The organism is Sulfobacillus thermosulfidooxidans DSM 9293 (assembly GCF_900176145.1).
Classification (GTDB): Bacteria; Bacillota; Sulfobacillia; order Sulfobacillales; family Sulfobacillaceae; genus Sulfobacillus; species Sulfobacillus thermosulfidooxidans.
Genome location: NZ_FWWY01000001.1, coordinates 165501 through 191416, shown reverse-complemented (window position 1 = coordinate 191416; position 25916 = coordinate 165501). Strand labels below are relative to the sequence as shown.

Below are 25916 nucleotides of genomic sequence, written 5' to 3'. Positions count from 1 at the left end.
CCCCCCCCCTTTACCTCCTTATAGGCGTATATGTTTCTGCGCTAACAGTGCTACATGCTAACAAATTTTTTTCGCGCGACGCAAAGCCTTATGGGGTAAGGGTTTTGGGTATTTGGAAAAAATGTCACGCAAACCCCGAATGCTACACTGCTAACAAAGCTATTTTCACTTGATTTTGTTCATCCCGTCTTGACAATCCGTTTCCTCTGTGGTTTACTCAATCCATCAAGCCAAATTATGTCGGACCCCGATCCCGTGCGAGTGTCAAAAACCGCAAAAAATCGGCATCCCCCTCGGTGGAGCAGACCACGCTGCTGACCGAGGGGGATTTTTGTGTTCCCTTACCGCGATGCACCTGCTGCAAACGATTAGCGAAAGCGAGGTATGCTCATGCCCTCCACACTAACCCGCCCAGCGACGTGCGCACACTGTCACCGCCCTTTTGTGGCCCGATGGGATCATGGGCACTGGCAACGGTATTGTAGTATTCCGTGTGCGCGCCGGGCCCGGCCCTATGGCAAGATGGAAGCCGTGAAACGCACGTATGGGTTAGCTGACGATGCGGCGTTACGCACGTGGCTCCTAGATCACCTCAATCGGCGGCCGGTCACGGTCGTGGCGGACCTCTGCGGTGTGCAGAAGCAAGCCCTCTATCATTGGATGCGGATTTTGGGCATTCGCAAGGTGTTGCGCTACGAAGCCGATCCGCACGGTATCACGAATGGGGAGGGATGACACAGGATGCCAATGCGATTAACGCAAGACGACGTGGCGTATGCGGATGCGGTCATTGCGACGGTTTATGGCACCAATCCCGCTGATCTCGGCCTGCTGTGGCACCGGGGACCGACGCCAATCCCCGCCAAGATCGCCAAAGGTCCGGTGCGGGGGCGTCAGCGGTGGGTGATTCGGCAGATGTTTCGCCCCCGCTGGCGGGAGATCTGGGATCGGCTGTTCGTCGTGCTGATGGCCGAACTCGCGGATGGTCATCCGCTCTGGACGCCATCGGATTGGGTGCAATGGGGTCAGCGCGTGCGGGAGGATCATCACTGGTCGTCGCCCATGATTTATTGGTATTTGTGGCATTTGCCGGATCGCCGCATGGCGACGGATGCCGCCACGCACTGGCTGGTGGACCAGGGTGATGAGTGGGATCGGGAGATCCGTGCTGCGCTGGTTCGGGTGCAAACGGAATGGCCCGATCCGGTCACGCTCGTGACCGATCCGGACGATGTGTCGGGCGTCGGCGGCGATGCCGCCTCCCTGGAGGCCGAACTCGCGTGCTTGCGTCAACGGGTCCAGGATCTCGAACAGCAACTGGCGGATCAAGCCCACTGGTACGAGACGTGGTGGATGCAACCCCCGGACCGGAGATCGTCTGAGCCGCGGGACGGAATGGCGGTCCCCGCGTCGAACCCGCCGGATGGTCCTCGGGATCGAGCCGCATCTGCCTTAGCGGGCATGACCTGGGCCGTTATTGGCCCGCCCGAAGAACGGGAACGGGTGTATCAGCACTGGGCCCAACGGGTCGGCGTCACGCTCTGGTTTTGGCCGGGCCATCGGCTCTGGCGCGGGGGCACCTTACCTCGTGTGGATGCCATTGGCGTCGTCACGACGAGCATCAAGCACGGCGTGTGGGAACAACTGGACGGGCTGTGGCCCGCGTCGATTCCCCGCGTCTATGTGCCGTTTAACGGCATTGCGGCGTGGGATCGGGAAGTTCGGGGATGGATGGAGCGACAACATCTGTGCATGGGGCGTAGGACGTGGGAGGTGTCCGAGCAATGAAATGTTTCGATAACTATGAAGATGGTGATGATGAACACGTCGCGGAGGCCTTGGGCTGTCCGACCTGTCAGGAAACGCGGTTTGCTTGTCTGGATTGGCGGGATCCGGGGGATCCGCCCTTTCCGCACTATCCGCAGGAATATGTTGTGTGTGTGACGTGTGGGACGGCCTATGATCCGAATCACGAGAATTTTGTGATTGGCCGATCCGGATAAGGTTGTTGGGAGCCGACCCGTATCCGGAACGCTCACGGTCGATGTTCTCAACGTTTTGAGGATTATCACAGTACTCACGATGAAAGGCCCGATGCGGGTGTTTCTCGCAGGCTCTTCAAAAGTCGATTTGGCGGCATCTCCCCAGGGGAGTCGCCTTCAGAGATGTAAGTCCCCGGTGTTGCAGCACCTGTAATGGGGACGATGGTCTAGCCACTCTAGCACCCTCTGATAAGGTGAACGCGTTTCATCACGGAGCGGGAATCCCACTCCGGGGTACACAGCATTTTGTCCAAAACGGCGTGATGATTGAGAAGGGAGTAGAATCCATGGTCATCCTGGCGCGAATCCCGGAAGGCCGCATCTTTTTTACGTGGCACAGCGTGATCGCCGGACAGAAAAGAACCGAATGTGGCCTGGCAATTCCCCACGACAGTCTCACCATCACCGAACCGAATCTCGATGCATTCCACCCGCACCCTTTTGACAATATCTGCGATGCCTGTCCGACTTTGACTCCGTTGGTGCAAGAAGGAACCTTGCACCCCGAATCCTGACGGATTGAGCGGGAGAGCATCATGAATACGGGAAGGGAAGACGTGCGATGTTCAGCGACGATCAGGTGCGACAAGCCCAACGACTGGCCGAAGTGGTGCATCGGCATCAAGTCCGCGATCATGGGGTTCCCTACATTGAGCATCCTCAAACGGTTGTGCACTGGTTATCGGTGTGGCAACCGCATCGGAAAGATTTGCACATTGTCGGATGGTTGCACGATACCCTGGAAGACGGGGACAATCCCGATGTCATTGCGCAACAAATCCAGCAATTATTTGGTTCGGAGATTCTCCACCACGTCCAAAAACTCACCAAACCGTGGGTGGCTTATCCTGCGCGCTATCCCCGCGTTCCGCCTCAATCGGTGATCGAGGCTTATTGGGATCAATTAGTCGCCGCCCCGCCGATCAATTTAGTCAAGTGGGCCGACCGTCTCAGTAATCTGAACGACTTATCCCATGCCTCCCCGGACAAACAACGTCGATATGCCATGCGCACGTGGCGGGATTTTTTCCAGCGGACATGGGTAGGTATTCCTGCTGATGTATCGCATCAAGTCTACCACGCATTACAACCCTTTCTTGTGTCAGGAACTGCCTCGCATAACGCAAAGGGGGTCTCAGACCGATGATGGGAGAGAAAGCGAGGAGAACGATGGACACCACGACATATCGCGGCCTGCGGGATGCTTCGGGGGTTCGGGTGCTGATCGAAGCGAATGGGATGCCCGTAGGCGACCTGCCGAATACCGGCTATCACAGTCCGACGGGCTTTGAATGGGGATATGCGGGATCGGGTCCAGCGGATTTAGCGTTTGCGTTGCTCCATGCGGTCTTCGCGGATCGTCAGCTTGCGGATCGGGCGCATCAGGTCTTCAAAGCCGAGATTATTGCTCGGCTCCCCTATGATGGATGGGCACTGACGGCGGCGGAGATTCGGGCATGGTGGAAATCCCGTTACGGTTCTTTTCGCGCGCGATAAAGATCATCCGTGCGATTTTCCTCCGGTGACAATTCCATCGCGGGCAGATGTTGATTTGTTTCTCAAAGACTGAATGTTGCAACATGGGTGGTCGATGGATGCGTTATGTTCCGATCATTCCCGCATGTTATATCTCGCTGGTCCCTATCAACGGGTACTGAAGGTTATGAGGGAGTCTTTCACTAGCATCGATCCGTCGTTTTCCGAAGCCATCGCGGTGATCTACACCGCCAATGAGCGGTCGATTTCTTTCGGACCGAATCATTCGATGTGGATTTCCTCGCGTACGTTATTCCCAATTCCCAAGGATGTGGTGATCTCACTATGACATCTCTCAAACGCCCCGCCTGCACCTCGTGCCGTCATGCTCGACGGGCCCAATCACCGGGCTATGTGGGCTGTGTGGCCTGGACTCGCCAATGGAACGGCACGGATGCCTCTTTAGCAGCGTTGGCCCCCCGTGCTGTCGGAAACGTTGCCGTCGGATTTGCCGCCGACGCGTATCCCGACACCGGCACTCCGACCCATTGGCGCGACGGCATCGTGTTGGTGGATCAAACGCCCGTGGATTGTCCCCAATATGTGCCACGTTGATCGAAGCAGGGTTCTTGCGGAGAATCTGCCCGTTGCCTCATTTGTAAAACTGCCTGGTCAAGCAGGCCAGCCGGAGCAGGACCGGCCACCATGATGATTCTCATAATGCTTTTGCCATCTCCCCTGTTATGCCGCCTACCCAACGCGATATGATCCTCATAACCACCCTCATGGCACCGTCCGGCGAGATGACGGACGCGGCGACGGAGCGGCTCCCCGTGTTGAGCGCCTCCGCCGTCGGCCACGCTGCAGCGGGGTTCCTCGCGAACACCTGGAGCGTGAGCCGGGGCAGGACCGGCTGCCATGATTATCATTTCCTCCGACAGATGGATGCTCGCTCATTCCACAGTGTCCTCCAATTAGAATCTTCCCGCAATATCCTCACACAATTCACGCAACTTCTCTTCCCCAAAAATTTCTTTGAGCATGTTACGGTAATCGTTATCATCTTTATCTTCTGTAACTTATGTGTTACAGTAAGGCTGTCAGTTCCATCACTCTAAACAAGGAGGGATATCTCATGGCATTAACTCGAGAAATTATTGGGCAACGATTAGCTCAGGCCCGTCATCACGCCGGTCTCACGCAACAGCACGTAGCGGCCTATTTAGATCTCAAACGCGAACAAGTCTCTTATATTGAGACAGGACAACGGCCCATAGATATTCCCACATTGCAACGCTTGGCAGACCTCTATGGGTATGAGTTGAGTTATTTTCTCCAAGAAGACCCTATGCCTGAATCGGAGATCTCTCCGACTGTTATCGCGGCATTTCGCACTGCCCATATCACCTCCAAGGATTTGGAAACCATTCGCTGGGTTAAACGATTCACAATGAATCTGGATTCCTTAAATCGACTGTTGGAAGAGAACGGAGAGTAAGTATGGCAGACATTTTCAGCGAAAGTGCCGTCATGGCGACTCACGCTCGCAATGCGTTGGGATTTAATGCGATAGAGCCCATTGATATCTGGAAGGTGATTACACTATCAAACATCGCCTGTGTGGTGCGCCCTTTAGAAAGTAATTTATCCGGGATCTATGTCCGTGCGGGAAGCGCCCGCACAATTCTCTTAAACTCAGCAAAATCTTTGGGACATCAAAACTTTACGTTAGCGCACGAACTGTATCATGCTGACTACGACAAAGGATTAGCCGTTCAGGCTTGCCATGTGGGCGTTAACAATGACGGAGCCAATGAACACGCGGCTGATGAATTTGCCGCGTTCTTCCTCATGCCGCCTGAGGGAATAGCCCATTATCTGAAATTACGCCTCGCTGGTCGTCGTGCTATCGCTCTCTCGGACGTTTTGTATTTAGAGCAACTTTTTGGGGTCAGTCATCAGGCCATGCTGCGCCAACTCAAACGACTCACCTATATTGACGTGCGGCAAGCCAAGGAATGGGAGCATGGGGTTCGCGCAGCAGCCCGCCAATGGGGTTATGACGAACAACTGTACTTACCAACCCATGCCGAAAGAATCTATAGCCGGTACCTTGAACAAGCGCAATGGGCGTTAGAAAAAGAGGTCATCTCCTTTTCCCGTTACGAAGAGCTCCTTGCGGATATAGGTCTCTGGGAACAAGTTCTTGGGGACTCTGGAGGTGACCCACACGACCTGGTCGATTGACAAGCCTTTAGTTCTGGATACGGATGTGTTGTCCTGTTTTCTTTTGACCGCTCAGGAAGGATTATTGGTCCGCCTGTATCCCCAGGCGATTGTTCTAGATGTCGTGTACACCGAAATCCAACAACGACCCGATCTTCGGAATCGCCTCGATCCTCTCTTACACAGCGGTTGGTTAAAAAAAGAAATGTTCGATACATCTGGGCAGGCCGCGCAAGAATATGCCGCACTCATCAGTAACGCCAGAACACCCTCTCCTTTAGGCCGCGGTGAGGCCGCGGTGATGGCTTGGGTTCGATACCATGGAGGCACGGTTGCAAGTAATAACTTAAAAGACGTCTATCGTTACTGCTACAATCACCATTTACCTTTAATGACAATTCGTGCCATCATTGCAGAGGCCGTGCTCAATCGCGACACGCTATCGCAGGAAGACGCCGAAAAATTTTGGCAAGAGATGATCAAAAAACGCCGACGACTTCCCTGTTCTACGGCCGAAGAAGCGATTCAGTACTATCTCGATCATCCAGAGCTTCACAGTGCTCTTCATCGAATCTAACAACTTCTTGGACTAATTAGTCAATATGGATTATGCGGTTATTCCCTTATCTCAACGACTGAAACGCATTCAACCCCATCAACCCAACGCCGAAGCTCAGATCATCGACCTCATGGCCTAAGTCGCAGCCTGGATGGATCATCGGCGTCAGGCGTTCCCTGTGGGGCCCTAAGAATCCGGCTATCTTCGTCCGTTCCGTCAGCTGTTCATGGTGCCACGGCGTGCCCGCCGTGGCCTATAAATTGATGGGGTTTAACACCGCATCGTGCTCTGCGTAGCGGGGCCGATGGGGTGTCAGCCTCTTTGAACCAATCCCATTCTGAGGTGCAACGGAATCATGGGCGTTCGGTCAGTCGTCGACCATACCGAGCAGTAATTGAAATTCGATCGATGGCAAGGACCTGGGTTCGGGTGTTGCAAACAGCGGGTGTAGGTTTTGTTGAGCCTGGATCTCCTGTGAAACAAAATGAGTTAATTTTTCTGGGTTGTCCAGAAATTAAGGTTCTCCGTGTTGAGAAATGGGATGGTTCTTCGAGAAAGTAGGTACCTTGTCATGACGGTAGTTGAAGCGAAAGATCTGGCCACGAAAACATGGCTCGCATTTTGCGACGGCGGAACAACACAGGAACTGTGGGATGAGGGGATTCGTGCGTCTTTTGATTGGAGCCAACTAGTGACTGCGGATGATGCAGCGGTGGTTTACGGTTCCGTGCTATTGTGGTTACGGACAACGCCTAAAGACGAAAAAAATCGTTCAAACGTAAAGGCACTCTTGGAGAAGATTGCGCCAGACTTTTTCGAAACTGCCCGCTGGTTGATGGCAGACTTGATTAGTGATCTTCCGTCTATAACGTATGATGATGACCAGTGGAAAAAGGTTCTTTTGTCAGATTCTAATCCTGACATCACTTTGGCTGTGATTTTGAAGGATCGTTCTGCGTATGAGCGGAGTCTATTTCATACGGGCGTGTTGCATCATTTTGACCATGGGTCGAAGGAAGATCGCCAGACGATTGCAGCACTGATAGCTAAGTGTTGTCGTTCGAATGATCCCGTGGTTTCGGGGTGGGCTCGCGAAGTGATGACGTATCCTGGCTTGTTTGAGGCGGTCGTTCGGGAGGATTCTCGGATTGTTTATCGCTTGCCGCCAGGCATTCAACGGTTTGTTCGACGTCAAATGGCTCGAAAATTAACCGATGTTGCAGTTTTGGCGGCGCGAGGAACCCCTCAAATAGACCTCGACATCAGCAAGATGGTTCTTATGAGAGAGCCTTCCCCGGACAGTTTAAATCTTTGGTCAGATCCTCTTATGAAATTCAATGCACTTGACGACGATCGCTTACGTCCTTCGGAAGAAGCCCCGGTTGATGTTTGGCTCTTGGCCCAACGGTTAGGCGTGCCGGTTTATCGCTACGACAGCGAGGTGGAAGTGGGCGATTGGTGGGGGATGATTTTTTGGGATAGCCTTTATCTTTGCCCTGCTGTCGTCCTGAGGCCCCAATTAGAAGCTCGCGAGCGATTTACCTTAGCTCACGAACTGGGGCATCTTTGGTTGGGGCGCCTGTTGCCGTGGGGAACGGCTGAAAATGAGTGGGACATGTTTGGTCAATCGGACGAGCGAGAGGTCAACCGCTTTGCCAGTCGATTGCTGGTGCCTATCCGCGTCGTCCAACGGCAAAAAGATTGGTCATGGTCCGATGTCGAGCAATTGGCCGATCGGTACAAGGTATCACGACAGGCCGCGGCTATTGCAGTAATTGAGGCGGTGCAACGGTATGCCCTCATTAATGTAAAAAATGGGTTCATTCACTGGGTATGGACGGGATCCCAATTCCCTCGGCTTCACGTTGGACGGGAATCGCCGGTTCCCGACGCGATAGTTTCTTGCAATGGATATGTTTCTGCTCGGTCCATCGTAGACTCGCGTGAAGATCCTGGGGACCTCGTGATCAGGGTAGAACGCTTTGACTACAGCGCGGTCTATAGCCTTTATTGGCTGGCTATCATTTGATGAACCGTAACCATTAGGCCTCGGGTCGCCGGGGCCTTTCTTTTTTATTCCGTATTTAATAGGGGCGGATCCCAGGGCGTCCCTTTCCGCAATAGCCCTACGAATATGGTTGGTGCTTGACCTGCGGGACGACCTATGATCCGAGTCGGAACAATGTCGTTATCGGAAACGCGGCGTTAGGGATTTAAGGCAGATGACGAAGGGGTGGTGTTTTCGTGGACGAAATCGAAACGAGATGGCGCGAATGCCGCCACGACGGGGGGAGGGGGGCACCCGTTCCCCCGGACGAATCCGCGATGAGAAAGGAGGCGATAGGACGGATGAACACGACATCTGATATTGGGGATCTCGATGAGATTTGGAACCTTTATCGGTTGTTGCATCGCGCCCAAATCCCTACGGAAACCGTCGTGACCGAGATCGACACGTATTTGCGTCGCCAATGGTTAACGGGGTGGATTCGGTGCTTCGGGTCCCAATTGGCATTATTAGGAATCACCCGGATTGTTTTTGATGGGCCCGGCGGAGATTCGATAACGATTGAGGGGAATCCGTCGCAAGATGGAACGATGGGATGGGATGTGCAACGATAAATGATAAGCCGCCGCATCGGTTAAGGGGGCTTGTCGAATGACAGATGCAATGGATTCCGGGGGAATCGCATAGAGGGCGGTATTTTCAAATGACCAGTCGCGGGCCTGGGCAATCAAGGGCATAACATCTTCCCATCGGCGGGCAATGCGGGCTGACACGAGCGCTACGGGCTGCATTTTTTGGCGGGAAATCACCAGACCATCCCACGTGATGGTGTCGATAATCAGATTCAATTCTTCTTGGGCTTCTCGTCGGGCGCAGACTGCAATGGGGTGCTCGGGAAACTGTGTCAAGTCTTCTGGTGTCACGGTACCTGCCACCGTTGCCCCCCATTGACCCGATGACACGGCCACCCATTGAGATCGGGCCACAACTCCCCATCGTCCCGTGGCATCTTGGATCAAGAAGCTGATGGCGAGGGGATTAGCCAAATGGGAGTTCATCAGCGCTTCCTCTCCGGACTGAGGCGTGCCGATCACTTCACGGATCCGGCGGATGAGCGGAAAGACAGATCGCCAATGGACCCATGTGGAATACCATCCTCGTCCAGTCGGTCGCGGCCAATTGGCAGGAAAAGCCGTCAAATTGGTGGTAAGAAAATCATAAAAATTGACAGTCGAAAATCTCCACGGATCGATTCCTTCAACGCGCACGACGTGACCATTATGCGGCCGACGATGCAGTCGTTGGCTGTGCCAATCAATGAGCCGAAGTTTCTCATCGGGTCTCAGTATCGAAACAAAGGAGGTCGCATGAACAAGCCAATGCGTCGGTTCGGTTGCCGAAACACGAAAAACCCGTCGTTCCGGTGGGATCCATTGGCGAACACGCTGTTCTCGCCCCGTAAACCGCCATAACCAAAATCCAACCACTCCCATTGCAATCAGAAGGGTTGTGATCAAGTTTGCCAAGATATCTTCCAGTACCGCGGTCCAAAATGCATTCATGATGGTAAGTATACCGAATAATCGACGGGCTGTCCGATTCCGTCTCAAAAAAAGGCGAATGCGCGGAGTGCTTACATGAGTCCGCTAATTCGGACGAACCCGCGACGAGAAAGGGATTCTGGGCGTTAGATGACCGGAGAGAGGAGAATACATCATGGCCGATCATTCGCGCATTGATTGGACCGACGCGACATGGAATCCTGTGACGGGGTGTTCCAAGGTCTCCCCCGGGTGCCAGCATTGTTATGCCGAACGCCTGAGTCATCGCTTCGGATGGACGACCCAACCGTGGACGGCACCGCACGCGGCGGAAAACGTGCGGTGGGATCGGCTGCGCGTGATGCAGCCTTTGCACTGGCGCAAACCCCGGCGGATCTTCGTCAACAGCATGGGTGACCTGTTCCATGACCAGGTGCCGGATGCGTTTTTGATCGAGGTCTTTACCACGATCCAAAGTGCGCCCCGCCACATCTTTCAGGTCCTGACCAAGCGGCCCGCCCGGATGCGAGCGTGGATGCTCGATCCGCCGCGATCCCTTTTGCGACGGGATGGTCAAGGCTGGCCCCCGCCCAATCTCTGGCTCGGCGTCTCCGTCGAAGACCAGCGGTGGGCCGATGAGCGGATCCCGCTGCTGGTGACGACGCCAGCGGCGATTCGCTTTGTGTCCGGCGAGCCGTTACTAGCGCCGTTGGATCTCACGTCGTGGCTTCCCGATCTGGACTGGGTCATCGTCGGGGCGGAATCCGGTCCTGGTGCGCGACCGATGGATGATGACTGGGTACGGTCCCTGCGGGATCAATGTCTGACAGCCGGCGTCGCGTTCTGGTTTAAGCAACGAGCCGATGCCCAGGGACACAAGCAGCTTCATCCGCAGCTCGATGGGCGAACTTGGCACATGTGGCCACGGACCGCGTCAGCGGGGGATCTCCATCCCGTTTGAAGGAAAGCTGAAACACTGACACTGGTCCCGGGTTCAACTGATGAGTCGTTGGACGAATTTTTTGGCACGGGGCGAGACTGGTTGGGTGAGCGGTCTTTTCGGTGAACTCACCCGTCAACTGTGGGAAAACGGCCATGAATAAGGAACCGATTATCTGTTTAGGCTCCAACGTATTTATCGCGTGTCGGCATCGGTCTTGTGCGAAACAATCCTATGACAAAGCAGGAAGGATGTGCCCCGAATGTCTGCCCTCGTGCCCTGGCCGCCCCTCATTCTGACGATCCCGCCATCAGATAATCACGCGCATCGCATAGCCCGCGTGCACGGGCATCCCCGCATGATCTTGACGACCGCAGCGCGAACGTGGCGCACCGAGGCTCAATGGACCATGAAAATCTGGCAACGCACAACGGGATGGACGGTGCCCGCCCGGGGGCAGAAGGTGATTGCCGCCCTTATGATCTGGTGGCCGGATCACCGAACGCATGATCCGGGGAATCTCATCAAAGAAGTGGCGGATGCGATGAAGGGGGTCCTGATTGTGGACGATCAGTGGTTATTACCCCGCGTTATGGATTTCGGTTGGGATCGTCAGCATCCTCGGATCGCCATCACGTTGACGGTCATGGGGTCGAATGCGGCACAAAAGATAGAGTCCTGACGTGAGGTGAGATCCTCGCGACACAACCGAAGGAGGAAGCAAGCATGAAATTGGCACCGGAATTGGATCGTGTCGTGGCGCAGTATCGCCTGCATCGGGACGCCATTGAGCGCTATGCCGACGATCTCCAGCGTCAGGGCGGGTATGACGATTTTGAGACCCGGCTGGCATGGGATTGCTTAGTGGCCATTATGGGTACGAACTATATTTGTGGTCTTTATGATCGGTATGGCTGTACCGATGCCCACATCACCACGTTGGCGAAACGGGCCTTGCAACAAGTGCGGGAGCAGGGATAAAGGGATTCCGCCTGGAGCCCGTGTTTCAATTAGACCGCCCCTGTTTTGCGCACAAGCGGCAAGACGTTCCGTGTAGCGTGGTAACATCGGCTGTTGCTTAATCAGGCGTTGGGGATGCGTATCATGTGTTGACGCGGACGGGGATGTTCGGTATAATACCAACAAATGAGGCCGCGGTCTCCGCGATGGAGTGTCAAAAACCCGCAAAAACCGGCATCCCCCTTCCCAAGAGAGTGCAAAAAACCGCAAAAAAGTGGCATCCCCCGATGAAGTTTGGTGGGATTTTTTGTTGTCAGGGAGTTCTGTCGGGGTGTTTTTTTTGAGTCCTACGATTCTATCAAGGAATCGTAGGAGTTTTTGTTTTGCGGTGAGGAGGCCCACGCATGCCGACCTAGCACATTGTGCGCTATTACGCAAATCGGCGGGCGGACGAGGGATGTCACTTTTTCCCGGCCCCTGTCATCCAGCGCGGTCTGACGTTAGAAGAAGCCCGCGCGCATTGGGCGAATTCTCGAACAAGTGATTTCGGAAAAGGAGCTTACGTATGACAGAAGAAAGATGCGGAGAAGAACAGTATCTAAAGTTTCAGGCAGAAATGGATGCCTGGTATGAGCATCACAACGAGGTGGCTGATCAAGGCGCGCGCGCTCTGCGCTTCGGGGCCCAAGCAACGGCGGAAGGAGCCGGGGATGCCCACGATCCGAACATTATTCTGGACGCAATGTGGGCGGCCTACGTGTTAGTTCGGGATGGGATCGTTCTCCAAGCGGGAGAAGGCATTCGGGATATTCAGAAGGATCGGCGGCAGCGGCAGGAATATGGGGAGTGCTTCAAGGAATTTCAAGAACGCTATTATGCCCACCGGGGCATCGATCATTCCCTGATGGGGCAATTGCGCACGTTATGGAACCGGCTGTGGTACTAGTGTCGTGCCAACACGAGGCATGAGGACTGATGAAAGTACTGTGGACGTGGGCATGGATCATCTGGATCACCAGCATTGTGATGGGGGCGGTGCATCAGCACGGGCAGCATGACCGAGCGTCCCGTGAAGCCTCTCAGCAGCCCGTGGGAGAATCGGTTACGGATTGGGGACGTCCACGCTGAAAGGAGAGAAAGGATATGCCCCTTGTGGAGTATCGCCTTGTACATCGGCGGGGTTGGGATTCCGTGCGGCAACAGGTTGCGGCCATGACGCCAGAGCAATGGCTGGCACAGGTGCCGTGGTCCCCGGATCCGGGGGATCATGTCATGATTCTCGATGGCATCACCGGGAATGTGCTGGCGGGACTGATCGTCCGCCACGGGCACTGGGTTATTGTGCCGATGACGCAGATCGGGGACGTGCATTCATCCGGTGACGGGCGGTAGCCCCGCGACACCCTTCTCATGCATCTCACGATGCAACATCCGGGGATGATCATCGCAAACTCTCTTTCCCCAACACCCCGCTTTACCCCGTGCTTATTCTGTGCTCGAAAGGGCTGTTGACCATGCGCTTCATCGACCGCGAACTGCTATGGCTCGATGACATGGTTGCGCGCTACGCAACCGTCTTAGAAGACGAAGGTGACTTTCTAGAGGATATGCCCAGCCTCCTCGCTCACGCCGCGCGTCGGGACTGGCAACGCCGGTAGCGCCTCTACCCATCCGTGCATCGCAAACTGACCGACCAATTGCGCCGTCGTCAATTCCGGATGACGCCGGAGCAAATGCAACGCCAATCCCTGTTCTAAGTTTTGCCTCCACGCTTGCCATAAGACGGTTCCTCATCGCCATCCTTATGCCCTGTCAACGTGTTTTCGATGCGTTGTCATTGACGGAGACCCCCATTGAGATCTCACAATTGTTTCCCTGCGGTCTGGCCTCGGTGTCTGTCAAGCCCGGGCCCTCGTCGGATGTTGGGTCCGTGATATCCCCATTCATTTATCAGGAGGAGGTCACATCATGCAATTACTCGCGCGGGATCCCCAAACCGGAGTTCCCATGTATTACGTGGATGGCGTGTGGATTCTCTGTGCGCGGTGCGCCGCGGAGGTGCCCGCAGGACGATTAGACGGGCCGCATCGGGTGGAATGGGTGAATCCGCCTGACGTGCTTCCCCGATGCGAGCGGTGCGGACGGCTCTTTATTTAATGACTGGGTCCGACCGGAGGATCTTTCACTCACGGACGACAAAGGAGGCTGATGATCATGGCGCAACAGATCTCCCGTCCCCGGGGTTATCGCATTTTTCGTGTGCACTACCCGGATGGTCGGGAAGACAGTGTGACGGTGTATGACGATCAAGATCCCCACGTCATTTGTGCCCAACTCTGTCCGGGGGGACGCTTGGGCGAAGTGGTTTATGGCGCGACCTATGATCCCGAGACCGGGGGATTGTGGGCAGGAGACTAACGACGGGGTGCGGGGTACAGGAGAGGAGAATGAGGCGTCATAGACCCCATGGCTGAAGCCTGGGGCTTGCTGGTGGCGGCCAGTGACTCTGGCGGCGATCTCCGCCAGGGCTATGCACTAGACGGCCCAGACATGTCCTGAGCAGCGGCTCCAGGGAGCTACCAAGAACTACCGAATGTTTCGCCAGTTCGGGCTATCTTCGGCAGAACCACTGAATGCCACGGCTTTTCAGAGCCTATGCTCCCTGGGCATCGTCGAGGCGACAATCACCGGGCCGCAAGGCCCGCGAAAGGAGTATCCACCCATGCAGCAACCGAGAGTTCCCGTAGTTGCGCGGGACGGCACACCGCTCATGCCGACGACGCCGGCGCATGCACGGATCATGCTCCGCGATGGAGTCGCCAGAGCGCGACGCAACAAGCTCGGATTCTTCTACATCCAGATGCTCATTCCCCTGGGAACGGCGACGCAGCCGATGGTTCTCGCGCTCGATCCCGGCTCAAAACACGAAGGGGTAGCCGTCGCTTCGCACAAGCAGATCGAAGTCACGGCGCAGGTGAACCTGCCGGACCAGACACACAAGAAAATGGAGACGCGCCGCAACCTGCGGCGGGCGAGGCGATACCGCAAGACACCGCGCCGTCCCAAGCGCTTCGACAACCGTCGCCACGGCAGAAGCTACTGGCTTGCGCCAAGCCAACTCTCAAAGGTGCAAGCCAGGCTTAAGGCGGTTCGGGAACTGTGCAGGATCTATCCAATCCAGCAAATCATCGTCGAGAACGTACGTCACGATCCGAAGATCGGCAAGCAGGCGCACTTCTTCTCCACCACCGAGATCGGCAAGACCGTCACGCTTCGGGAACTGCAGAAGCTGGCGCCGGTGACGGTTGTGGAATCTACCGACACGGCGACGTGGAGACAGCAGTTCAGGCTTACAAAGATCCAGGGTCCGAACCGGCCAGAGGTCTTCGAGACTCAGGCGGTCGATGCTGTGGCGATGCTCATGGGGATAACGCGGTGCGCCTTCGGCAACCGGTCGTTCTATGTGTTCACGGCGCTTCGTCACCACCGGCGCTCGCTCCACCGGCAGAATCCGCAGAAGGGCAGGGCACGGCTACCTTACGGCGGGACGGCTAATGGGACGTTCTTTCGCAAGGGTGACTGGGTGGAGGTGACAACACGTCGTGGCAGGCTGCGCGGCTGGGTCTGCGGGCTACCGACGACCGTCACTCGCAAGGTGGGGGTCGCTGGGCCAGCTGGCCGGCGCATCGGCCAGTTCGGTATCCGGCAGGTTCGCCTGCTCGCCCGTTCCGGCGGGTTCACATGGGAAAGGAGGGGTGCGGCACTCCTTCCCCCGGCTTCAGCCGTGGGGAGGAGCACCGCGAGTGTCCGATGACCATTCTGGACATCATTCCCGTGCCCAATGCCCAACAGCATATTTGGCTGTTTGCGTTGGGCATCGAGGAGGGTGCGGCGTTGCCCTATGGCACATATTGGTACGAGGGCGTCACCGATACGTATACGGCGGGGCGCCATTTCGCGACCTTGGCGGAAGCCCGCGAGGATTTGCGCCGCCGGGTCCAACGGGCGCGACAAGAACTCGCGGAGCGGGGAGCGACGACGCCCTATCCCGGGCTGTTGATCCCGTCCGATCAGGTGTGAGTACCGACCGGTGATCGAAGAAAGGAGACCACGGATGGCCACGGTAAACATGTATTTCTGGCCGATGGCAACAATGCCGGGCATCGTGGATGCCGTCTATTCCCACACCTGGGAATCGGCCGATGGGCGCTTCCGATTTGCGCAGTCAGACAAGGACCGTTCGCTGATTATCACGGATCGGACCTCCGGTGCGTGCTATCAACTGACGCTCGATGCGGGAGAGAATCCGACAACGGATGAGGAGATTATCACGCTTCTCCGAACCTTATTGGATCAAAAAAATCGGAGAATGAGGGAATTGGATCATCGTGGGGGGCATCGAACATCGGCATCGTAGCACAAGGGGGGGATTTGATGTCGTTGCGTGAACAGCTCAGCGGTGCCCGGTGGGTGCAGTATGATGCCGACACCGACCTGACCTTTGCCTGGTTCGGGGGGCACGGGGTGCATGTGTATCGAGATAGCGGAGACGAAATGGATTTTTTCAATGTCAGAAGCGCGCAAAATCACGTCAGCCTTGATGAGGTTATCGCCGCGGTGCATGACAAGATCGCGCAATATCATGATATGGGTTGAGACGGCAGGTCGACGAAAGAAGGGGATCTGATGGACGTGCGTCCGGCACACACCATTGAGGGGCAATTGATAACCGACTTTTGGGAAGTCGAGGAGATTCTTGGAGCCATTCATCGACCGGATCTGATCGGATCCGTCAGTGCGGTCATCGTCACGGTGGGAGACGGGGACTATGATACCGTGTTAACCACCCCGGCCTGAAGGTCGGAGCGTGTCGAAAGCTCCCGGGTTGACCAGCCTCAGTGCATTCGGCACTACGTTATTGGGGTCATGACACCCCGGAATGCTTCTCCAGTTCCGGGCTCTGTCGCTAAAGGTTAAACAGCGAGCTGGGGGTAGGGCAAGCGGTGCCTTTAGTGTAAAAAGCCTGAATAACTTTGGCGAGGAGAGACTTCCGCAAGGAAGCGTTACGAGTCCCTTACGGGAACAATACGGAGGCCGTCTCATGGTTTTTGTCCTAGACCGACAGAAGAATCCGCTGATGCCCTGCACCGAAAAGCGTGCGCGTCAGTTGCTGGAACGGGGTCGGGCCATGGTTCATAAAATAGCGCCATTTACGATTCGCCTAAAGGATCGGACGGCGGCAGAATCTGTGTTGCAGCCGCTGCGGGTGAAGTTCGATCCCGGTAGCAAAACGACCGGCATGGCCATCGTTCTGAAGGGGGCCAAAGGATCCAAGGTCGTTTTCTTTGGGGAGATTGTCCACAAAGCAGGTATCAAAGCCAAGCTGGATGCCCGACGCGCTCTCCGTAGAGGGCGACGGTATCGCAAGACCCGTTATCGCCAGGCACGGTTTCAGAACCGCAAGCGGAAAGAGGGCTGGCTACCACCATCTCTGGAAGCCCGGGTGGATCAGACGCTCCATGCCATGGCGAAGATCCGGCAGGGCGCCCCCGTCACGGATCTCAGCGTAGAACATGTGCGCTTCGACACGCAGAAGCTCGACAACCCGGAAATCTCGGGGGTGGCGTATCAGCAAGGAACCCTGTTGGGCTATGAAGTGCGGGAGTACCTGCTGGAGAAGTGGGGGCGGGCCTGTGTCTACTGCGGGGCCACCGATGTGCCACTGGAGGTGGAGCACATCGTGCCGAAGAGCCGCGGGGGGACGGATCGGGTTAGCAACTTAGCCTTGGCGTGCCACGCCTGCAACCAGACTAAGGGGAGTCGGACAGCCGACGAGTTCGGATTCCCCGACATCCAGATGCAAGCCCGAAAGCCATTGCGGGATGCAGCGATGATGAACGCCACCCGGTGGCGGCTCTATGAGCAACTCCAAGCCACGGGATTGCCGGTGGAAGGGGGATCGGGCGGACGGACCAAGAAGCAGCGACTCCATCAGGGCTTGCCCAAAGCGCATTATTACGATGCGCTCTGTGTGGGTGCCAGCACCCCGGATCGGTTCACGAGCCTTCCGGCGTATGTGCAGATTTGGACCGCCAAGGGACGCGGTACCCGACAACTGTGTGGAGCCAATGCGTACGGCTTCCCGATTCGACATCGGTCACGACAAAAGGTTCACTTCGGCTTTCAGACCGGAGATTGGGTGCGCGCCGAGAGGAAAACAGGGAAATTCGCCGGAACCTGGGTGGGGCGTGTGACCGTCCGAGCCCGAGGATCCTTTGTGGTGACAACGGTCGACGGAAACCGCGCAGAAATTTTCCATACCGTCTGCCGGATTTTGCAACGGGGCAACGGCTGGCAGATCACGCAAAAACTTGCCAGTTAGCAAGCAGTCAGGCGGCTTCCTCTCCGTCCTGCAGGACGGAGAGGAAGCCGCCAACCTATGATGGAGGGATGACTCATGGTGTTATGGCGCATTTATCGGCTGGATGATGGGAATACGGCGGAATCCGCCGTCGTACAAGACACCGGATCTGATCCCGTGGAGGATGCCGTAGCGGTATGCCGGGCCTTGGCCGCGCGCTATGGCGTCGTGGCGGATCTCGTGCCCGTTCCCCTCTCGGGCGGACGGACACTCTGGACGATGGACGGTCGAACGGACACCGGGAAGCGTCTCCAAATTCACGCGTGGGTCGTGAACTAACCCTGGAGGGTTATGGAAAGGAAGCGAGTGTGTGGGCATTGTGGCCATCGATGTCGGACATGGATTTTGTAAAGGATTAGGTCCGCGGGGCGGACGATGGAAAGGGCCCAGTTGGATTGTGCCCGCGGTGGGCGAGAATGCCGGGCAGGACATGATCGCGGTGGCGAGTGCCCGCCCGGTGATCGTGACGTGGGGATCGGATAGCCAAGCCTACTGGTGGGGGACGGATGCCCCGCGTCAAGCCCGGACAGTATTGGGTCACGAGAAAGGGATGAGCACGGGCACGCGGGATCTGACGCTCCTGGCCTTAGCGTCTACCGTGGCGGCCGACGGCCTGCGCGGGGATGCGGAGCCCTGGACGTTAGCGGTGGGCGTGCCGCTCGGGTGGTATCAGGCGGAGCGACAGGCACTGCAACAGCAGCTCCACGGCACGGGATCGGTGAACGGCATCCCGTTGACGATCTCCCGCGTGGTCGTCTATCCCCAAGGCATGGCGGCGGCGCTGAGTCTCATGACGCCCGCATCGGAGCCAGGACTGTATGGCATTGTGGATGTTGGGTACGGGACGACGGAATATGTGGTCGTCGAATGGAGTCGGCAGGGATTGCGGGTCACGGCGGATCCGGCAGGCACGTGGGACATTGGCACGCGGAACTTGGCCCTGCACGTGGCCGCGCAAGTTCGGGCCGAAACGGGCGTGGCGTTGTGGCCCGAAGATGTGGATCACCAAACCCAGATCGTGATTCGAGGCCGAGACGTAGACTTGGCCCGGTATCAAGCGCGGGCGTTACGGGCGTGGCAAGCCACGATGCGGGATTATCTCGACGCCGCGTGGTCGGCGGTTTTGCCCCGAATGCGCCGGTGTTGGGTGATCGGAGGCGGAGCCACGGCTCTCCGGGACGTGGTCGTGGCAGGGATGCCCTTGACGGTGGCAGCCGATCCGCAGTGGGCCAACGTGCTCGGGTATTACGCGGCGATCCAGGCGGAAGGAGCCTAATCGCTCATGGCCCGGCGTCCGCATTGGACCATCTATCTGTATTGGGATGCCCGGGATGCCGATCTCGTGACGTGGATCCAAACCCACGTCCCGCTAGGTCAACGGAGTGCGTGGATCAAAGCCTGTCTCCGGGATGCCATGATGCGGACGGAGCAAACGCGCGATTCGGAACCGCCCGCCCCAGGGGATGCCGCGACGCTACCTGCCCTTCAGGAGGCGATTCAGGTCTTGACGCGCCGGGTTGCGGCCTTGGAAGCCGCCCAGGGTGATGCCCCACCATCGGATCCGGAGGGCGCGTCGGTGGCTTGGGATACCGCGACAGTCTCCGCGTTTTGGGCATCCCTCCGTCCCGAGACGGACGAAGAACGGTAGGACAAATTTGTGCTAAAGGAGTTTCACTATGTGGACAGTCATTGTGGCAGTCGATCCCAATGCCAATACGAGTTTATTGGAATGGGTGCGGGATCAAGGGCGCGATGCCGTGCAAGAAGTGCTCGAAGTGGCGCACGCCTCCCAGATTCCGAATGTGCTCACGCTGCGGTCGGATCAACCGATTGCGTTGTGGCTCTCGACCATTTGTCCGGATTTACCGCAATGGGCCCAGGTGATTATGACGCTCATTCAGCATCGCACGGCGCCCACGCGCATTGTGCTTCTCGCGGAGGGGACGCCGGATGGCGTGGCGGGGTCCTTAGGCAGTTTGGCGGCGACGCCGTTGGCGACGGCGGCGACGGTGTTTGAGGGGCAGACGCAACCGGACACAGGGGAATTGATCTATGACTATGCGGCCATTGGGGATGCCTTGTGGGGATCCGCCGCGCCGGTTGTGCCCCCGGCGTCAGGACCATCGGTCGAGGTGACTCGGGCGATGCCGGGCTCAGCTTCGGCGCCTGCATCCGCCCCAGACATTCCGGATCACGCCGCCTCGGCCCCGTCTCCGTCGTCTCGTCCGGTCAAACGGCGCTGGTGGGGGCGGGCGAAGACTCCGCCGTCTGCTCCGGGCGCGGAGGCTCTGGATGCCTACGAACCCCGTGTGGTGCGGGCGGTGCTTCCGGCCAGTCGGCTGATTGTGGTGGTAGGGGGCAAAGGGGGCGTCGGCAAAACCACGGTGGCGGCGTCGTTATTACGACAAGCCGCGCAGCGGTACGGCAGTGCGATGGGCATTGATTTTGACTATCTCAAGCCCAATCTCGCCCTCCATTTTTGGCCCATCGATGCCCGGATGCCGAATATTGATGAACTCTTTGACAGTATCGAGATTGCCCGCACCGCGATTCGGGAACGGGGCATTGACGAGGATACCGAACGCCGGATGGTGGGGGAGTGGATCGAACGCTTGCGCCCCCCCGAACCCGGGGTGTTTGTGATTCCGGGGCCGACCCGGCGGTTGCGGGTGTCCTTGCCCCCCGAACGGACCCCGGGTTACGTACTGGATTGGGCCCTGGCGCAATCGGATCCCGTCGTCGTCGTGGATACCGATCCTGCGCTCGATGAAGCAGCCGAAACGGCCCTGACGCGGGCGGGACAAGATGGAGTCATTGTGCTGGTGACGACGCCGGAGTACGATGCCCTGGCCGAAGCCGACCGGGTGCGGCAACAGATGGTGCAAGGGTTGGGGATTCCGGATGAGCGCATTGTGTTGCTGGTGAATCACCGGGGATCCCCACACGACGCCGTATCTCTGAAAGACATTCGCACCGTGCATTTGCCGAACTTAGAACTCGTCGGCAATCTTCCGTGGGTGCCGAAAGCGGCGAATGCCGCGTTGATGCATCAGCGTGCGATTCCATGGCCGCGCAAAGTGCGGTGGGATCACATCTTGGTGGCGTTGACGGGACGGCAACCGGATCGGCATGCGCGCAAACGCCGCGAGAGCCGGGTGGTGGGGCGTCAGTAATGCGTAGCGTCGAAAGGAGGACACATGGCCAACATTGATCAATATTTGCGGCGGGGGACGGAACGAGCGGCCCTCCGGGCGAATTTGCAACAGGATACGCGAGATCCGCAGATTGATGCGTATGAAAATGCCGCGTGGGACTGGATTGAACAGCATTATCCGGCGCTCATGTCCGCCTCCGCGACGTATGTGGATGCGGGACAGGTGGCGGATGTCGTGGCGCGCGCCGTCGCGCAGCTCAACATTGCCGCCCCCAAGATTCGTCAAGCGATTGTCGAAAAACTCCAAAGTCGCATTATTGGAGCGGGGGCGATTGATCCGTGGATGAACGATCCGACTGTCACGGAGATTACGGTCAGCGGAACGCGGGTGCGGATTTTGCATCAGACGCCGGAGGGCCCGCGATGGGATGTGGTGCCCGGCGTGCTCCGCAGTCCGCAGGAAGCCTCGCAACTCGCCGACTTTTTGTGTACCCGCGCCGGGGCCCGGTATCAGCCGGTGCGGCCCTTGCAAACCATTATGTGGCCCTCCAACGGAGCCCGCATCAACGTGGTGCACGAAAGCATTTCGGGCAACGATGGCCCGTTGTTAACGATTCGCAAACGCTCCCGGGGCCAAGCGATGGATTTGAGCGACCTGATTGACCGCGGGATGCTCAATGCGGAAATGGAGGACTTTTTGATTCAAGCCGTGCGGGGGCGGGCCAACATTGTGATTGCCGGGGCCACCAACACCGGTAAAACCACGATTTTGCGCGCGGTGGCGCGGGCGGCGATTCCGCCCACGGAACGCATTGTTACCATTGAAGACATTGACGAGTTGCAATTGGTGGACTTTTTCCCCGATGCCGTGTCGATGATCGGGCACGAAAAGTCGGATGCGGATGCGGCGGACGTCGATGTGTCATTGCACGCCCTGTTTGTCAATGCGTTGCGGATGACACCTGATCGCATTATCGTGGGAGAGATTCGGGGAGCCGAAACCAAGGATGTCCTCGAAGCGGGCGTGACGGAAGCTGGAGGACTCTTGCTCACGGTGCACTTGAAAGATCCGTCCATGCTCTTCGGGCGGTTTTATTGGATGCTGCTGGGAGCGGGCTTAGAGATGCCGTGGGACACGGTGGTCCAGCAAGTGAAAGCCGCCTTTAATGTGATTGTGCACATTACGCGGTGGGTGAATGCGGATGGCGAACTTGTGCGCCGCATTACGAACATTTCCGAGATTTTGGAATCCGGTGAGATTGTCTCGCTCTGGGATTGGGATGGCGCCGATTGGATTCCCGTGCACGATCCGTCTCCGACACTCATGGCGCAAATTCGCCGATATGCGCATCACGGGTCATAAGGAGGAACGACATGCTCTTCATCGCGATAGTAATCCTGGCGATCAGTTTGGGATGGATGGGGTGGATGCTCGGGGGGATGCGGATCGCACGTCAGGGATCCGCTCCGAATGCGCCGGTCTGGGATCTCGGTCCCACGTGGCCGGCTAGTGTGCAATCGCTCGCGCCACTAGGCGCCGGACTGATTGGTGGCGGCCTCGTGTGGACGATTACCCATAATGTGGGGGAAGTTCTCGGACTCGGATTGACGGCCAGCATGATTCCCGGATGGATCCGATTGCTGCTACGCCGCCGACGGCATGTGCTCCTCGATACCCAGTTTTACACCTTGGCGAATACCTTGCGTCTCCTCTTGCCTATTACGGCGAATCTCGTCATTGCGTTGCGGGATGCCCGGGAGACGGCGGAATCGCCCTTGGCGGATGTTCTCACGGCCGCGCTACGGCGCGAAACCCGGCAGACGGGAGCCGCGACCGAGTTTATTCGCGATGTCGGGCGGGATCTGGGCTTGGGCGAAGTGGAGTTGTTGGGGGATGTGCTCACACAAGTCCGCACGCAGACGGTGCAAGCCAGTGATCTGCTCACGAATTTGACAATGATGTGGGGGGACCGGCTCCAAACCGAACAAAAGCGCGCCGGAAAAATCACGGGGAGCCAACGGTTGGGGCTGATCATGTTGGGCATCACAATCCTGATCCAGTTGGGGTGGCCGCTCGTCTCGCAGACGGTGGCGACTTTGGATCGGGGCATTATCGCGGCGGTGTTTGGGGCGGTAGCCAGTGGAATTACGTTTGGGGCGTTCACGATTTTGATGAATCAGACGCAAAAAGTGGCGTAGGCTGACCGCGGAACGATTCCGCCAGGACGTCTGGACTAGGGTGAAGTCTCTGAGAAAGGTTCAGCAATGGATGGTGAGGCTCATGAATCGGCCTTCAGGAGATCCCCGGTTTTATTCCGTGGCCGCCTGGCGACGGCAAGTGTCGTGGGTAGGACGGGGGCTGTATTATGTTGGGGCCACCGAGTGGTATCTCGATTATCAACGGTGGAAAATTCGCTTCCGCTGGTGGCATCCTGTGGTGTGGCTTGTCGTGGGGATCGCGTTCCTCACATCGGCTGGTGTCGGAGCCTATCACGGCATCGAGGACGGGATCGCTGGACTGAAATTGGCCCGATCTCCGACTGCACACCCGGACACGTCATTGCGGCGGGCTCCCCGGTAGGGTCCATAGGTGACCACTTGGCAGATGGGAGGTTGACAGATGACGACGCTGTGGCGATGGGTGGCATTAGGATTATTGGGTGGAGTCGGACTCTGGACCGGATGGATGCTGGGCCCCAAACCCCGCCCCTTGTCGTACTTTGCCCCAGCCCGTCCGGGATGGGAAGACCGGCTGCGGTTCGCGGGCCAATGGGTGTGGCGGCGAGTCACGATGGAACGGATACGGCAAGACGCGGTGACCATGCGCATCAACGTGACGCAATGGTTTTTGACGGTCCTGGTCCTGGCCGGGGGGATTGGGCTGGTGCTCGGATTATCCGGGATTCCTTGGCCCATCGTGGCGCTCGGTGTGATCGGGACGGTGTTAGGCTTGCCGAATGTGGTGATTCGCCGACGTTTTGCGCGGTGGCAACGCCGGGTGGTCGCAGGCTTACCGGCCTTTTTACATCATTTACAGATTTTGTTGGACTTGGGTTTGCCGCTGATTCCCGCCATTGAAGCCGGCCGTCAGCGGGTGCGGGGGCCGTTAGGGGATCAGTTGGATCGGGTGCTGTTTGACTTGCAACGGGGTCTGCCGGTTGCGGCGGCATTTGGCCAGATGGCGACGCGGGTGCGGCGCATGGAAGCGGTGGTGCTCGCCGCCATTTTGGGGACCACGGCCGGACGACGCTTATCCGGCAAGGCGTTGGAACCGCTGGTGACGATGCTCAATGCCATTCAGTACCGCGAGGAAGAACGCATTACGGGGCAAGTGGATCAGACGATGAGCACGATTCCGATTTTGGCGGTGTTTAGTGGGATGGTCATGGGTCTCTACTTCTTGTTAGCGCAAGCCTTGAGTGGCTTGCATGGACTGCAATTATGATCTGGGATCGCTGGTATCTGCAACCGTGGGCCTGGATCTGGTCCAATTTGGAACGTGATCGTTTGGGATTCTGGGGCGTGCTGGGCATGATGGGCCTGACCGCCCTGATTCCGGCCGCCGGACTCGGGGACGTCCTGGGGGGCATGTCCGGGGCGATGATCGGCATGATCGTCACGGCGGTGGGGGCGCAGATCGCCATCATCCAGATCAATCGGATCGGGATGCGACGGGCGCAACGGGTGGGATGGCAGACGGTGTTTTGGATGCCGACGAGTTGGGCGGTCTGGCGTCAGACGGCCCAGGTTTTGGGGGTGGATCCCTGTCCTGCCGTGCCCCATTGGGAACGGCATACCATTGTGACGCCATGGGCTGGCACCTCGCCACAGGATGCGGCCCACGCCTTTCAGAGGACCCGGCGCCGTGAGTGGCAGGCGTTAGCCGATGCGGAAGCGCCGGTGGGAGCCCCTGTGCACGGCATTCTCATCAGTCATACGTTTTCGACGATTGGGGGCATTGGGCTCCGACGGGGACGGACCCGTCAAGGAACGCCGTTTGCGGCCCTTCCCCGTCGGGAAGTGCGCGAGTTGCCATGGATGCAAGCAATCATGTTTGGCGATGCGGTCCCGCTCCGGCCCGGTCATGATGTCGGGGATCCCGCGCAATGGTGGGTGGTGTGGTTGCCCCTGCAGCACATGCCCCATCCTCCGAATTGCGTGCACACGGAGTTTGGCTGTCCCGCATCGTCCCCGTCGGAGATCCCGTCATCATGATATGCCCTGCTGGCTGTGGTCGGCAGGGCGTGTGTGTTTTATGGGATCTCGGTGTGAGATCCTCGTGTCGCGCACACGCAGGATTCTAGAATTCGAGAAAGGAGACTCGTCATGGCGAATCTGATGGCATGGTGGATGGTGCACCGCACCCACGCTCGCGGATCGGTGAACTTCACGACCATTATCTGGATCGTGATCGGCGTCTTGGTTGCCGGCGGCACTGTGCTGTGGTTGACCGCCGGCGGCGGCATCACCGCGATTAAGAACTTGCTCACGAACGTTACCAACTTCTTCAACACCCAAGCCCAAACGCTCTAAGACGCAGCGGTCATCCTCGGTTTAGATCGGAATCGTTCTGATCCGAACCGAGGATT

General features: G+C 57.6%; 36 protein-coding genes. 35 read left to right on the top strand and 1 reads right to left on the bottom strand.

The window, feature by feature from the left end; translation table 11 throughout:
* Window positions 1–390 precede the first annotated feature (390 nt).
* The 11 genes from B8987_RS01060 to B8987_RS01005 all read left to right on the top strand — a co-directional run bounded on the left by B8987_RS01060 (window position 391) and on the right by B8987_RS01005 (window position 8332).
* Entirely contained in the window at window positions 391–735 is a 345-nt protein-coding gene (locus B8987_RS01060; RefSeq protein ID WP_084660724.1) for a hypothetical protein, read from the top strand.
* A gap of 6 nt (window positions 736–741) precedes the next feature.
* Window positions 742–1788 carry a hypothetical protein gene (locus tag B8987_RS01055; protein WP_242940606.1) on the top strand — a complete coding sequence of 349 codons (1047 nt, stop codon included), beginning with the start codon at window positions 742–744 and terminating at the stop codon, window positions 1786–1788.
* A complete protein-coding gene (locus B8987_RS01050; protein WP_084660723.1) occupies window positions 1785–2003 on the top strand; it encodes a hypothetical protein in 219 nt (72 codons plus the stop codon). Before B8987_RS01055 ends, B8987_RS01050 begins: the two co-directional genes overlap by 4 nt.
* Window positions 2004–2329: 326 nt before the next feature.
* Window positions 2330–2557, top strand: a complete 228-nt coding sequence (locus B8987_RS01045; protein WP_084660722.1) for a hypothetical protein — start codon at window positions 2330–2332, stop codon at window positions 2555–2557.
* 47 nt (window positions 2558–2604) lie between these two features.
* Window positions 2605–3189, top strand: a complete 585-nt coding sequence (locus tag B8987_RS01040; RefSeq protein WP_084660721.1) for an HD domain-containing protein — start codon at window positions 2605–2607, stop codon at window positions 3187–3189.
* Window positions 3190–3212: 23 nt separating this feature from the next.
* Entirely contained in the window at window positions 3213–3539 is a 327-nt protein-coding gene (locus tag B8987_RS01035; RefSeq protein ID WP_139793440.1) for a DUF6166 domain-containing protein, read from the top strand.
* Window positions 3540–3863: 324 nt separating this feature from the next.
* Window positions 3864–4133 carry a hypothetical protein gene (locus B8987_RS01025; RefSeq protein ID WP_084660718.1) on the top strand — a complete coding sequence of 90 codons (270 nt, stop codon included), beginning with the start codon at window positions 3864–3866 and terminating at the stop codon, window positions 4131–4133.
* 520 nt (window positions 4134–4653) lie between these two features.
* A complete protein-coding gene (locus B8987_RS01020; RefSeq protein WP_176213126.1) occupies window positions 4654–5016 on the top strand; it encodes a helix-turn-helix domain-containing protein in 363 nt (120 codons plus the stop codon).
* A gap of 2 nt (window positions 5017–5018) precedes the next feature.
* Complete coding sequence (locus tag B8987_RS01015; RefSeq protein ID WP_084660716.1) at window positions 5019–5765, top strand: ImmA/IrrE family metallo-endopeptidase; 747 nt, start codon at window positions 5019–5021, stop codon at window positions 5763–5765.
* Window positions 5740–6321, top strand: a complete 582-nt coding sequence (locus B8987_RS01010) for a PIN domain-containing protein (protein ID WP_084660715.1) — start codon at window positions 5740–5742, stop codon at window positions 6319–6321. The genes B8987_RS01015 and B8987_RS01010 overlap by 26 nt, the downstream gene beginning before the upstream one ends.
* Window positions 6322–6874: 553 nt before the next feature.
* Window positions 6875–8332 (top strand): ImmA/IrrE family metallo-endopeptidase, encoded by a 1458-nt coding sequence (locus B8987_RS01005; RefSeq protein ID WP_176213125.1) that lies wholly within the window; start codon window positions 6875–6877, stop codon window positions 8330–8332.
* A 488-nt stretch (window positions 8333–8820) separates the two neighbouring features.
* Here B8987_RS01005 and B8987_RS01000 read toward each other — a convergent pair whose 3' ends face one another.
* Window positions 8821–9873, bottom strand: a complete 1053-nt coding sequence (locus B8987_RS01000; protein ID WP_084660713.1) for an NUDIX hydrolase — start codon at window positions 9871–9873, stop codon at window positions 8821–8823.
* A 154-nt stretch (window positions 9874–10027) separates the two neighbouring features.
* Between B8987_RS01000 and B8987_RS00995 the strand changes: the two genes are divergently transcribed.
* From B8987_RS00995 to B8987_RS00885, 24 genes are all read left to right on the top strand, one after another.
* Window positions 10028–10813 carry a DUF5131 family protein gene (locus tag B8987_RS00995; protein WP_084660712.1) on the top strand — a complete coding sequence of 262 codons (786 nt, stop codon included), beginning with the start codon at window positions 10028–10030 and terminating at the stop codon, window positions 10811–10813.
* Window positions 10814–11054: 241 nt separating this feature from the next.
* Window positions 11055–11474, top strand: a complete 420-nt coding sequence (locus tag B8987_RS00990; RefSeq protein ID WP_084660711.1) for a RusA family crossover junction endodeoxyribonuclease — start codon at window positions 11055–11057, stop codon at window positions 11472–11474.
* 44 nt (window positions 11475–11518) lie between these two features.
* Window positions 11519–11773, top strand: a complete 255-nt coding sequence (locus tag B8987_RS00985) for a hypothetical protein (protein WP_084660710.1) — start codon at window positions 11519–11521, stop codon at window positions 11771–11773.
* Window positions 11774–12317: 544 nt separating this feature from the next.
* On the top strand, window positions 12318–12698 hold the full coding sequence (locus B8987_RS00975) for a hypothetical protein (protein ID WP_084660708.1): 381 nt from the start codon (window positions 12318–12320) through the stop codon (window positions 12696–12698).
* Between the two features lie 29 nt (window positions 12699–12727).
* The gene (locus B8987_RS19545) at window positions 12728–12880 is read left to right on the top strand and encodes a hypothetical protein (RefSeq protein ID WP_176213124.1); all 153 of its coding nucleotides are present in this window, start codon (window positions 12728–12730) and stop codon (window positions 12878–12880) included.
* Window positions 12881–12895: 15 nt separating this feature from the next.
* Entirely contained in the window at window positions 12896–13144 is a 249-nt protein-coding gene (locus B8987_RS00970; RefSeq protein ID WP_084660707.1) for a hypothetical protein, read from the top strand.
* Between the two features lie 576 nt (window positions 13145–13720).
* Complete coding sequence (locus tag B8987_RS00965; protein WP_084660706.1) at window positions 13721–13909, top strand: hypothetical protein; 189 nt, start codon at window positions 13721–13723, stop codon at window positions 13907–13909.
* A 57-nt stretch (window positions 13910–13966) separates the two neighbouring features.
* The gene (locus B8987_RS00960; RefSeq protein ID WP_084660705.1) at window positions 13967–14170 is read left to right on the top strand and encodes a hypothetical protein; all 204 of its coding nucleotides are present in this window, start codon (window positions 13967–13969) and stop codon (window positions 14168–14170) included.
* A 304-nt stretch (window positions 14171–14474) separates the two neighbouring features.
* The gene (locus tag B8987_RS00955) at window positions 14475–15566 is read left to right on the top strand and encodes an RRXRR domain-containing protein (RefSeq protein ID WP_084660704.1); all 1092 of its coding nucleotides are present in this window, start codon (window positions 14475–14477) and stop codon (window positions 15564–15566) included.
* On the top strand, window positions 15563–15832 hold the full coding sequence (locus tag B8987_RS00950) for a hypothetical protein (RefSeq protein ID WP_084660703.1): 270 nt from the start codon (window positions 15563–15565) through the stop codon (window positions 15830–15832). The genes B8987_RS00955 and B8987_RS00950 overlap by 4 nt, the downstream gene beginning before the upstream one ends.
* 34 nt (window positions 15833–15866) lie before the next feature.
* On the top strand, window positions 15867–16169 hold the full coding sequence (locus B8987_RS00945) for a hypothetical protein (protein WP_084660702.1): 303 nt from the start codon (window positions 15867–15869) through the stop codon (window positions 16167–16169).
* Window positions 16170–16186: 17 nt separating this feature from the next.
* Window positions 16187–16408 carry a hypothetical protein gene (locus B8987_RS00940; protein WP_084660701.1) on the top strand — a complete coding sequence of 74 codons (222 nt, stop codon included), beginning with the start codon at window positions 16187–16189 and terminating at the stop codon, window positions 16406–16408.
* Between the two features lie 30 nt (window positions 16409–16438).
* On the top strand, window positions 16439–16609 hold the full coding sequence (locus B8987_RS19540; RefSeq protein ID WP_176213123.1) for a hypothetical protein: 171 nt from the start codon (window positions 16439–16441) through the stop codon (window positions 16607–16609).
* Window positions 16610–16853: 244 nt separating this feature from the next.
* A complete protein-coding gene (gene iscB, locus B8987_RS00935) occupies window positions 16854–18134 on the top strand; it encodes an RNA-guided endonuclease IscB (RefSeq protein WP_084660700.1) in 1281 nt (426 codons plus the stop codon).
* Between the two features lie 75 nt (window positions 18135–18209).
* The gene (locus B8987_RS00930; RefSeq protein WP_084660699.1) at window positions 18210–18452 is read left to right on the top strand and encodes a hypothetical protein; all 243 of its coding nucleotides are present in this window, start codon (window positions 18210–18212) and stop codon (window positions 18450–18452) included.
* Between the two features lie 31 nt (window positions 18453–18483).
* A complete protein-coding gene (locus B8987_RS00925) occupies window positions 18484–19449 on the top strand; it encodes a ParM/StbA family protein (RefSeq protein WP_084660698.1) in 966 nt (321 codons plus the stop codon).
* 6 nt (window positions 19450–19455) lie between these two features.
* Entirely contained in the window at window positions 19456–19821 is a 366-nt protein-coding gene (locus B8987_RS00920) for a hypothetical protein (protein ID WP_084660697.1), read from the top strand.
* Window positions 19822–19849: 28 nt separating this feature from the next.
* Window positions 19850–21346 carry a MinD/ParA family ATP-binding protein gene (locus B8987_RS00915; RefSeq protein WP_084660696.1) on the top strand — a complete coding sequence of 499 codons (1497 nt, stop codon included), beginning with the start codon at window positions 19850–19852 and terminating at the stop codon, window positions 21344–21346.
* 24 nt (window positions 21347–21370) lie between these two features.
* Window positions 21371–22690 carry a TadA family conjugal transfer-associated ATPase gene (locus B8987_RS00910; RefSeq protein WP_084660695.1) on the top strand — a complete coding sequence of 440 codons (1320 nt, stop codon included), beginning with the start codon at window positions 21371–21373 and terminating at the stop codon, window positions 22688–22690.
* An 11-nt stretch (window positions 22691–22701) separates the two neighbouring features.
* Window positions 22702–23526, top strand: a complete 825-nt coding sequence (locus tag B8987_RS00905) for a hypothetical protein (protein ID WP_084660694.1) — start codon at window positions 22702–22704, stop codon at window positions 23524–23526.
* 82 nt (window positions 23527–23608) lie between these two features.
* Window positions 23609–23908, top strand: a complete 300-nt coding sequence (locus B8987_RS00900) for a hypothetical protein (RefSeq protein ID WP_084660693.1) — start codon at window positions 23609–23611, stop codon at window positions 23906–23908.
* 39 nt (window positions 23909–23947) lie between these two features.
* Window positions 23948–24772, top strand: a complete 825-nt coding sequence (locus B8987_RS00895; protein WP_084660692.1) for a type II secretion system F family protein — start codon at window positions 23948–23950, stop codon at window positions 24770–24772.
* Window positions 24769–25542 carry a hypothetical protein gene (locus B8987_RS00890; protein WP_084660691.1) on the top strand — a complete coding sequence of 258 codons (774 nt, stop codon included), beginning with the start codon at window positions 24769–24771 and terminating at the stop codon, window positions 25540–25542. Before B8987_RS00895 ends, B8987_RS00890 begins: the two co-directional genes overlap by 4 nt.
* 111 nt (window positions 25543–25653) lie before the next feature.
* Window positions 25654–25860 carry a hypothetical protein gene (locus tag B8987_RS00885; protein WP_020373547.1) on the top strand — a complete coding sequence of 69 codons (207 nt, stop codon included), beginning with the start codon at window positions 25654–25656 and terminating at the stop codon, window positions 25858–25860.
* The last annotated feature ends 56 nt before the right edge of the window (window positions 25861–25916 follow it).

Excerpts from the sequence above, each read along its gene's own strand:
- B8987_RS01035 (WP_139793440.1), top strand. The coding sequence starts at position 3,213 with ATGGACACCACGACATATCGCGGCCTGCGGGATGCTTCGGGGGTTCGG.
- B8987_RS00995 (WP_084660712.1), top strand. The coding sequence starts at position 10,028 with ATGGCCGATCATTCGCGCATTGATTGGACCGACGCGACATGGAATCCT.
- B8987_RS00895 (WP_084660692.1), top strand. The coding sequence starts at position 23,948 with ATGACGACGCTGTGGCGATGGGTGGCATTAGGATTATTGGGTGGAGTC.
- B8987_RS00945 (WP_084660702.1), top strand. The coding sequence starts at position 15,867 with ATGGCCACGGTAAACATGTATTTCTGGCCGATGGCAACAATGCCGGGC.
- B8987_RS00985 (WP_084660710.1), top strand. The coding sequence starts at position 11,519 with ATGAAATTGGCACCGGAATTGGATCGTGTCGTGGCGCAGTATCGCCTG.
- B8987_RS00965 (WP_084660706.1), top strand. The coding sequence starts at position 13,721 with ATGCAATTACTCGCGCGGGATCCCCAAACCGGAGTTCCCATGTATTAC.
- B8987_RS01005 (WP_176213125.1), top strand. The coding sequence starts at position 6,875 with ATGACGGTAGTTGAAGCGAAAGATCTGGCCACGAAAACATGGCTCGCA.
- B8987_RS00900 (WP_084660693.1), top strand. The coding sequence starts at position 23,609 with ATGAATCGGCCTTCAGGAGATCCCCGGTTTTATTCCGTGGCCGCCTGG.
- B8987_RS00940 (WP_084660701.1), top strand. The coding sequence starts at position 16,187 with ATGTCGTTGCGTGAACAGCTCAGCGGTGCCCGGTGGGTGCAGTATGAT.
- B8987_RS01060 (WP_084660724.1), top strand. The coding sequence starts at position 391 with ATGCCCTCCACACTAACCCGCCCAGCGACGTGCGCACACTGTCACCGC.
- B8987_RS00920 (WP_084660697.1), top strand. The coding sequence starts at position 19,456 with ATGGCCCGGCGTCCGCATTGGACCATCTATCTGTATTGGGATGCCCGG.
- B8987_RS00955 (WP_084660704.1), top strand. The coding sequence starts at position 14,475 with ATGCAGCAACCGAGAGTTCCCGTAGTTGCGCGGGACGGCACACCGCTC.
- B8987_RS00885 (WP_020373547.1), top strand. The coding sequence starts at position 25,654 with ATGGCGAATCTGATGGCATGGTGGATGGTGCACCGCACCCACGCTCGC.
- B8987_RS00990 (WP_084660711.1), top strand. The coding sequence starts at position 11,055 with ATGTCTGCCCTCGTGCCCTGGCCGCCCCTCATTCTGACGATCCCGCCA.
- B8987_RS01020 (WP_176213126.1), top strand. The coding sequence starts at position 4,654 with ATGGCATTAACTCGAGAAATTATTGGGCAACGATTAGCTCAGGCCCGT.
- B8987_RS01040 (WP_084660721.1), top strand. The coding sequence starts at position 2,605 with ATGTTCAGCGACGATCAGGTGCGACAAGCCCAACGACTGGCCGAAGTG.
- B8987_RS00930 (WP_084660699.1), top strand. The coding sequence starts at position 18,210 with ATGGTGTTATGGCGCATTTATCGGCTGGATGATGGGAATACGGCGGAA.
- B8987_RS00915 (WP_084660696.1), top strand. The coding sequence starts at position 19,850 with ATGTGGACAGTCATTGTGGCAGTCGATCCCAATGCCAATACGAGTTTA.
- B8987_RS00910 (WP_084660695.1), top strand. The coding sequence starts at position 21,371 with ATGGCCAACATTGATCAATATTTGCGGCGGGGGACGGAACGAGCGGCC.
- B8987_RS00950 (WP_084660703.1), top strand. The coding sequence starts at position 15,563 with ATGACCATTCTGGACATCATTCCCGTGCCCAATGCCCAACAGCATATT.
- B8987_RS01015 (WP_084660716.1), top strand. The coding sequence starts at position 5,019 with ATGGCAGACATTTTCAGCGAAAGTGCCGTCATGGCGACTCACGCTCGC.
- B8987_RS01055 (WP_242940606.1), top strand. The coding sequence starts at position 742 with ATGCCAATGCGATTAACGCAAGACGACGTGGCGTATGCGGATGCGGTC.
- B8987_RS01050 (WP_084660723.1), top strand. The coding sequence starts at position 1,785 with ATGAAATGTTTCGATAACTATGAAGATGGTGATGATGAACACGTCGCG.
- B8987_RS00975 (WP_084660708.1), top strand. The coding sequence starts at position 12,318 with ATGACAGAAGAAAGATGCGGAGAAGAACAGTATCTAAAGTTTCAGGCA.
- B8987_RS19545 (WP_176213124.1), top strand. The coding sequence starts at position 12,728 with ATGAAAGTACTGTGGACGTGGGCATGGATCATCTGGATCACCAGCATT.
- B8987_RS00905 (WP_084660694.1), top strand. The coding sequence starts at position 22,702 with ATGCTCTTCATCGCGATAGTAATCCTGGCGATCAGTTTGGGATGGATG.
- iscB (WP_084660700.1), top strand. The coding sequence starts at position 16,854 with ATGGTTTTTGTCCTAGACCGACAGAAGAATCCGCTGATGCCCTGCACC.
- B8987_RS00890 (WP_084660691.1), top strand. The coding sequence starts at position 24,769 with ATGATCTGGGATCGCTGGTATCTGCAACCGTGGGCCTGGATCTGGTCC.
- B8987_RS00960 (WP_084660705.1), top strand. The coding sequence starts at position 13,967 with ATGGCGCAACAGATCTCCCGTCCCCGGGGTTATCGCATTTTTCGTGTG.
- B8987_RS01025 (WP_084660718.1), top strand. The coding sequence starts at position 3,864 with ATGACATCTCTCAAACGCCCCGCCTGCACCTCGTGCCGTCATGCTCGA.
- B8987_RS19540 (WP_176213123.1), top strand. The coding sequence starts at position 16,439 with ATGGACGTGCGTCCGGCACACACCATTGAGGGGCAATTGATAACCGAC.
- B8987_RS01045 (WP_084660722.1), top strand. The coding sequence starts at position 2,330 with ATGGTCATCCTGGCGCGAATCCCGGAAGGCCGCATCTTTTTTACGTGG.
- B8987_RS00970 (WP_084660707.1), top strand. The coding sequence starts at position 12,896 with ATGCCCCTTGTGGAGTATCGCCTTGTACATCGGCGGGGTTGGGATTCC.
- B8987_RS01000 (WP_084660713.1), bottom strand. The coding sequence starts at position 9,873 with ATGAATGCATTTTGGACCGCGGTACTGGAAGATATCTTGGCAAACTTG.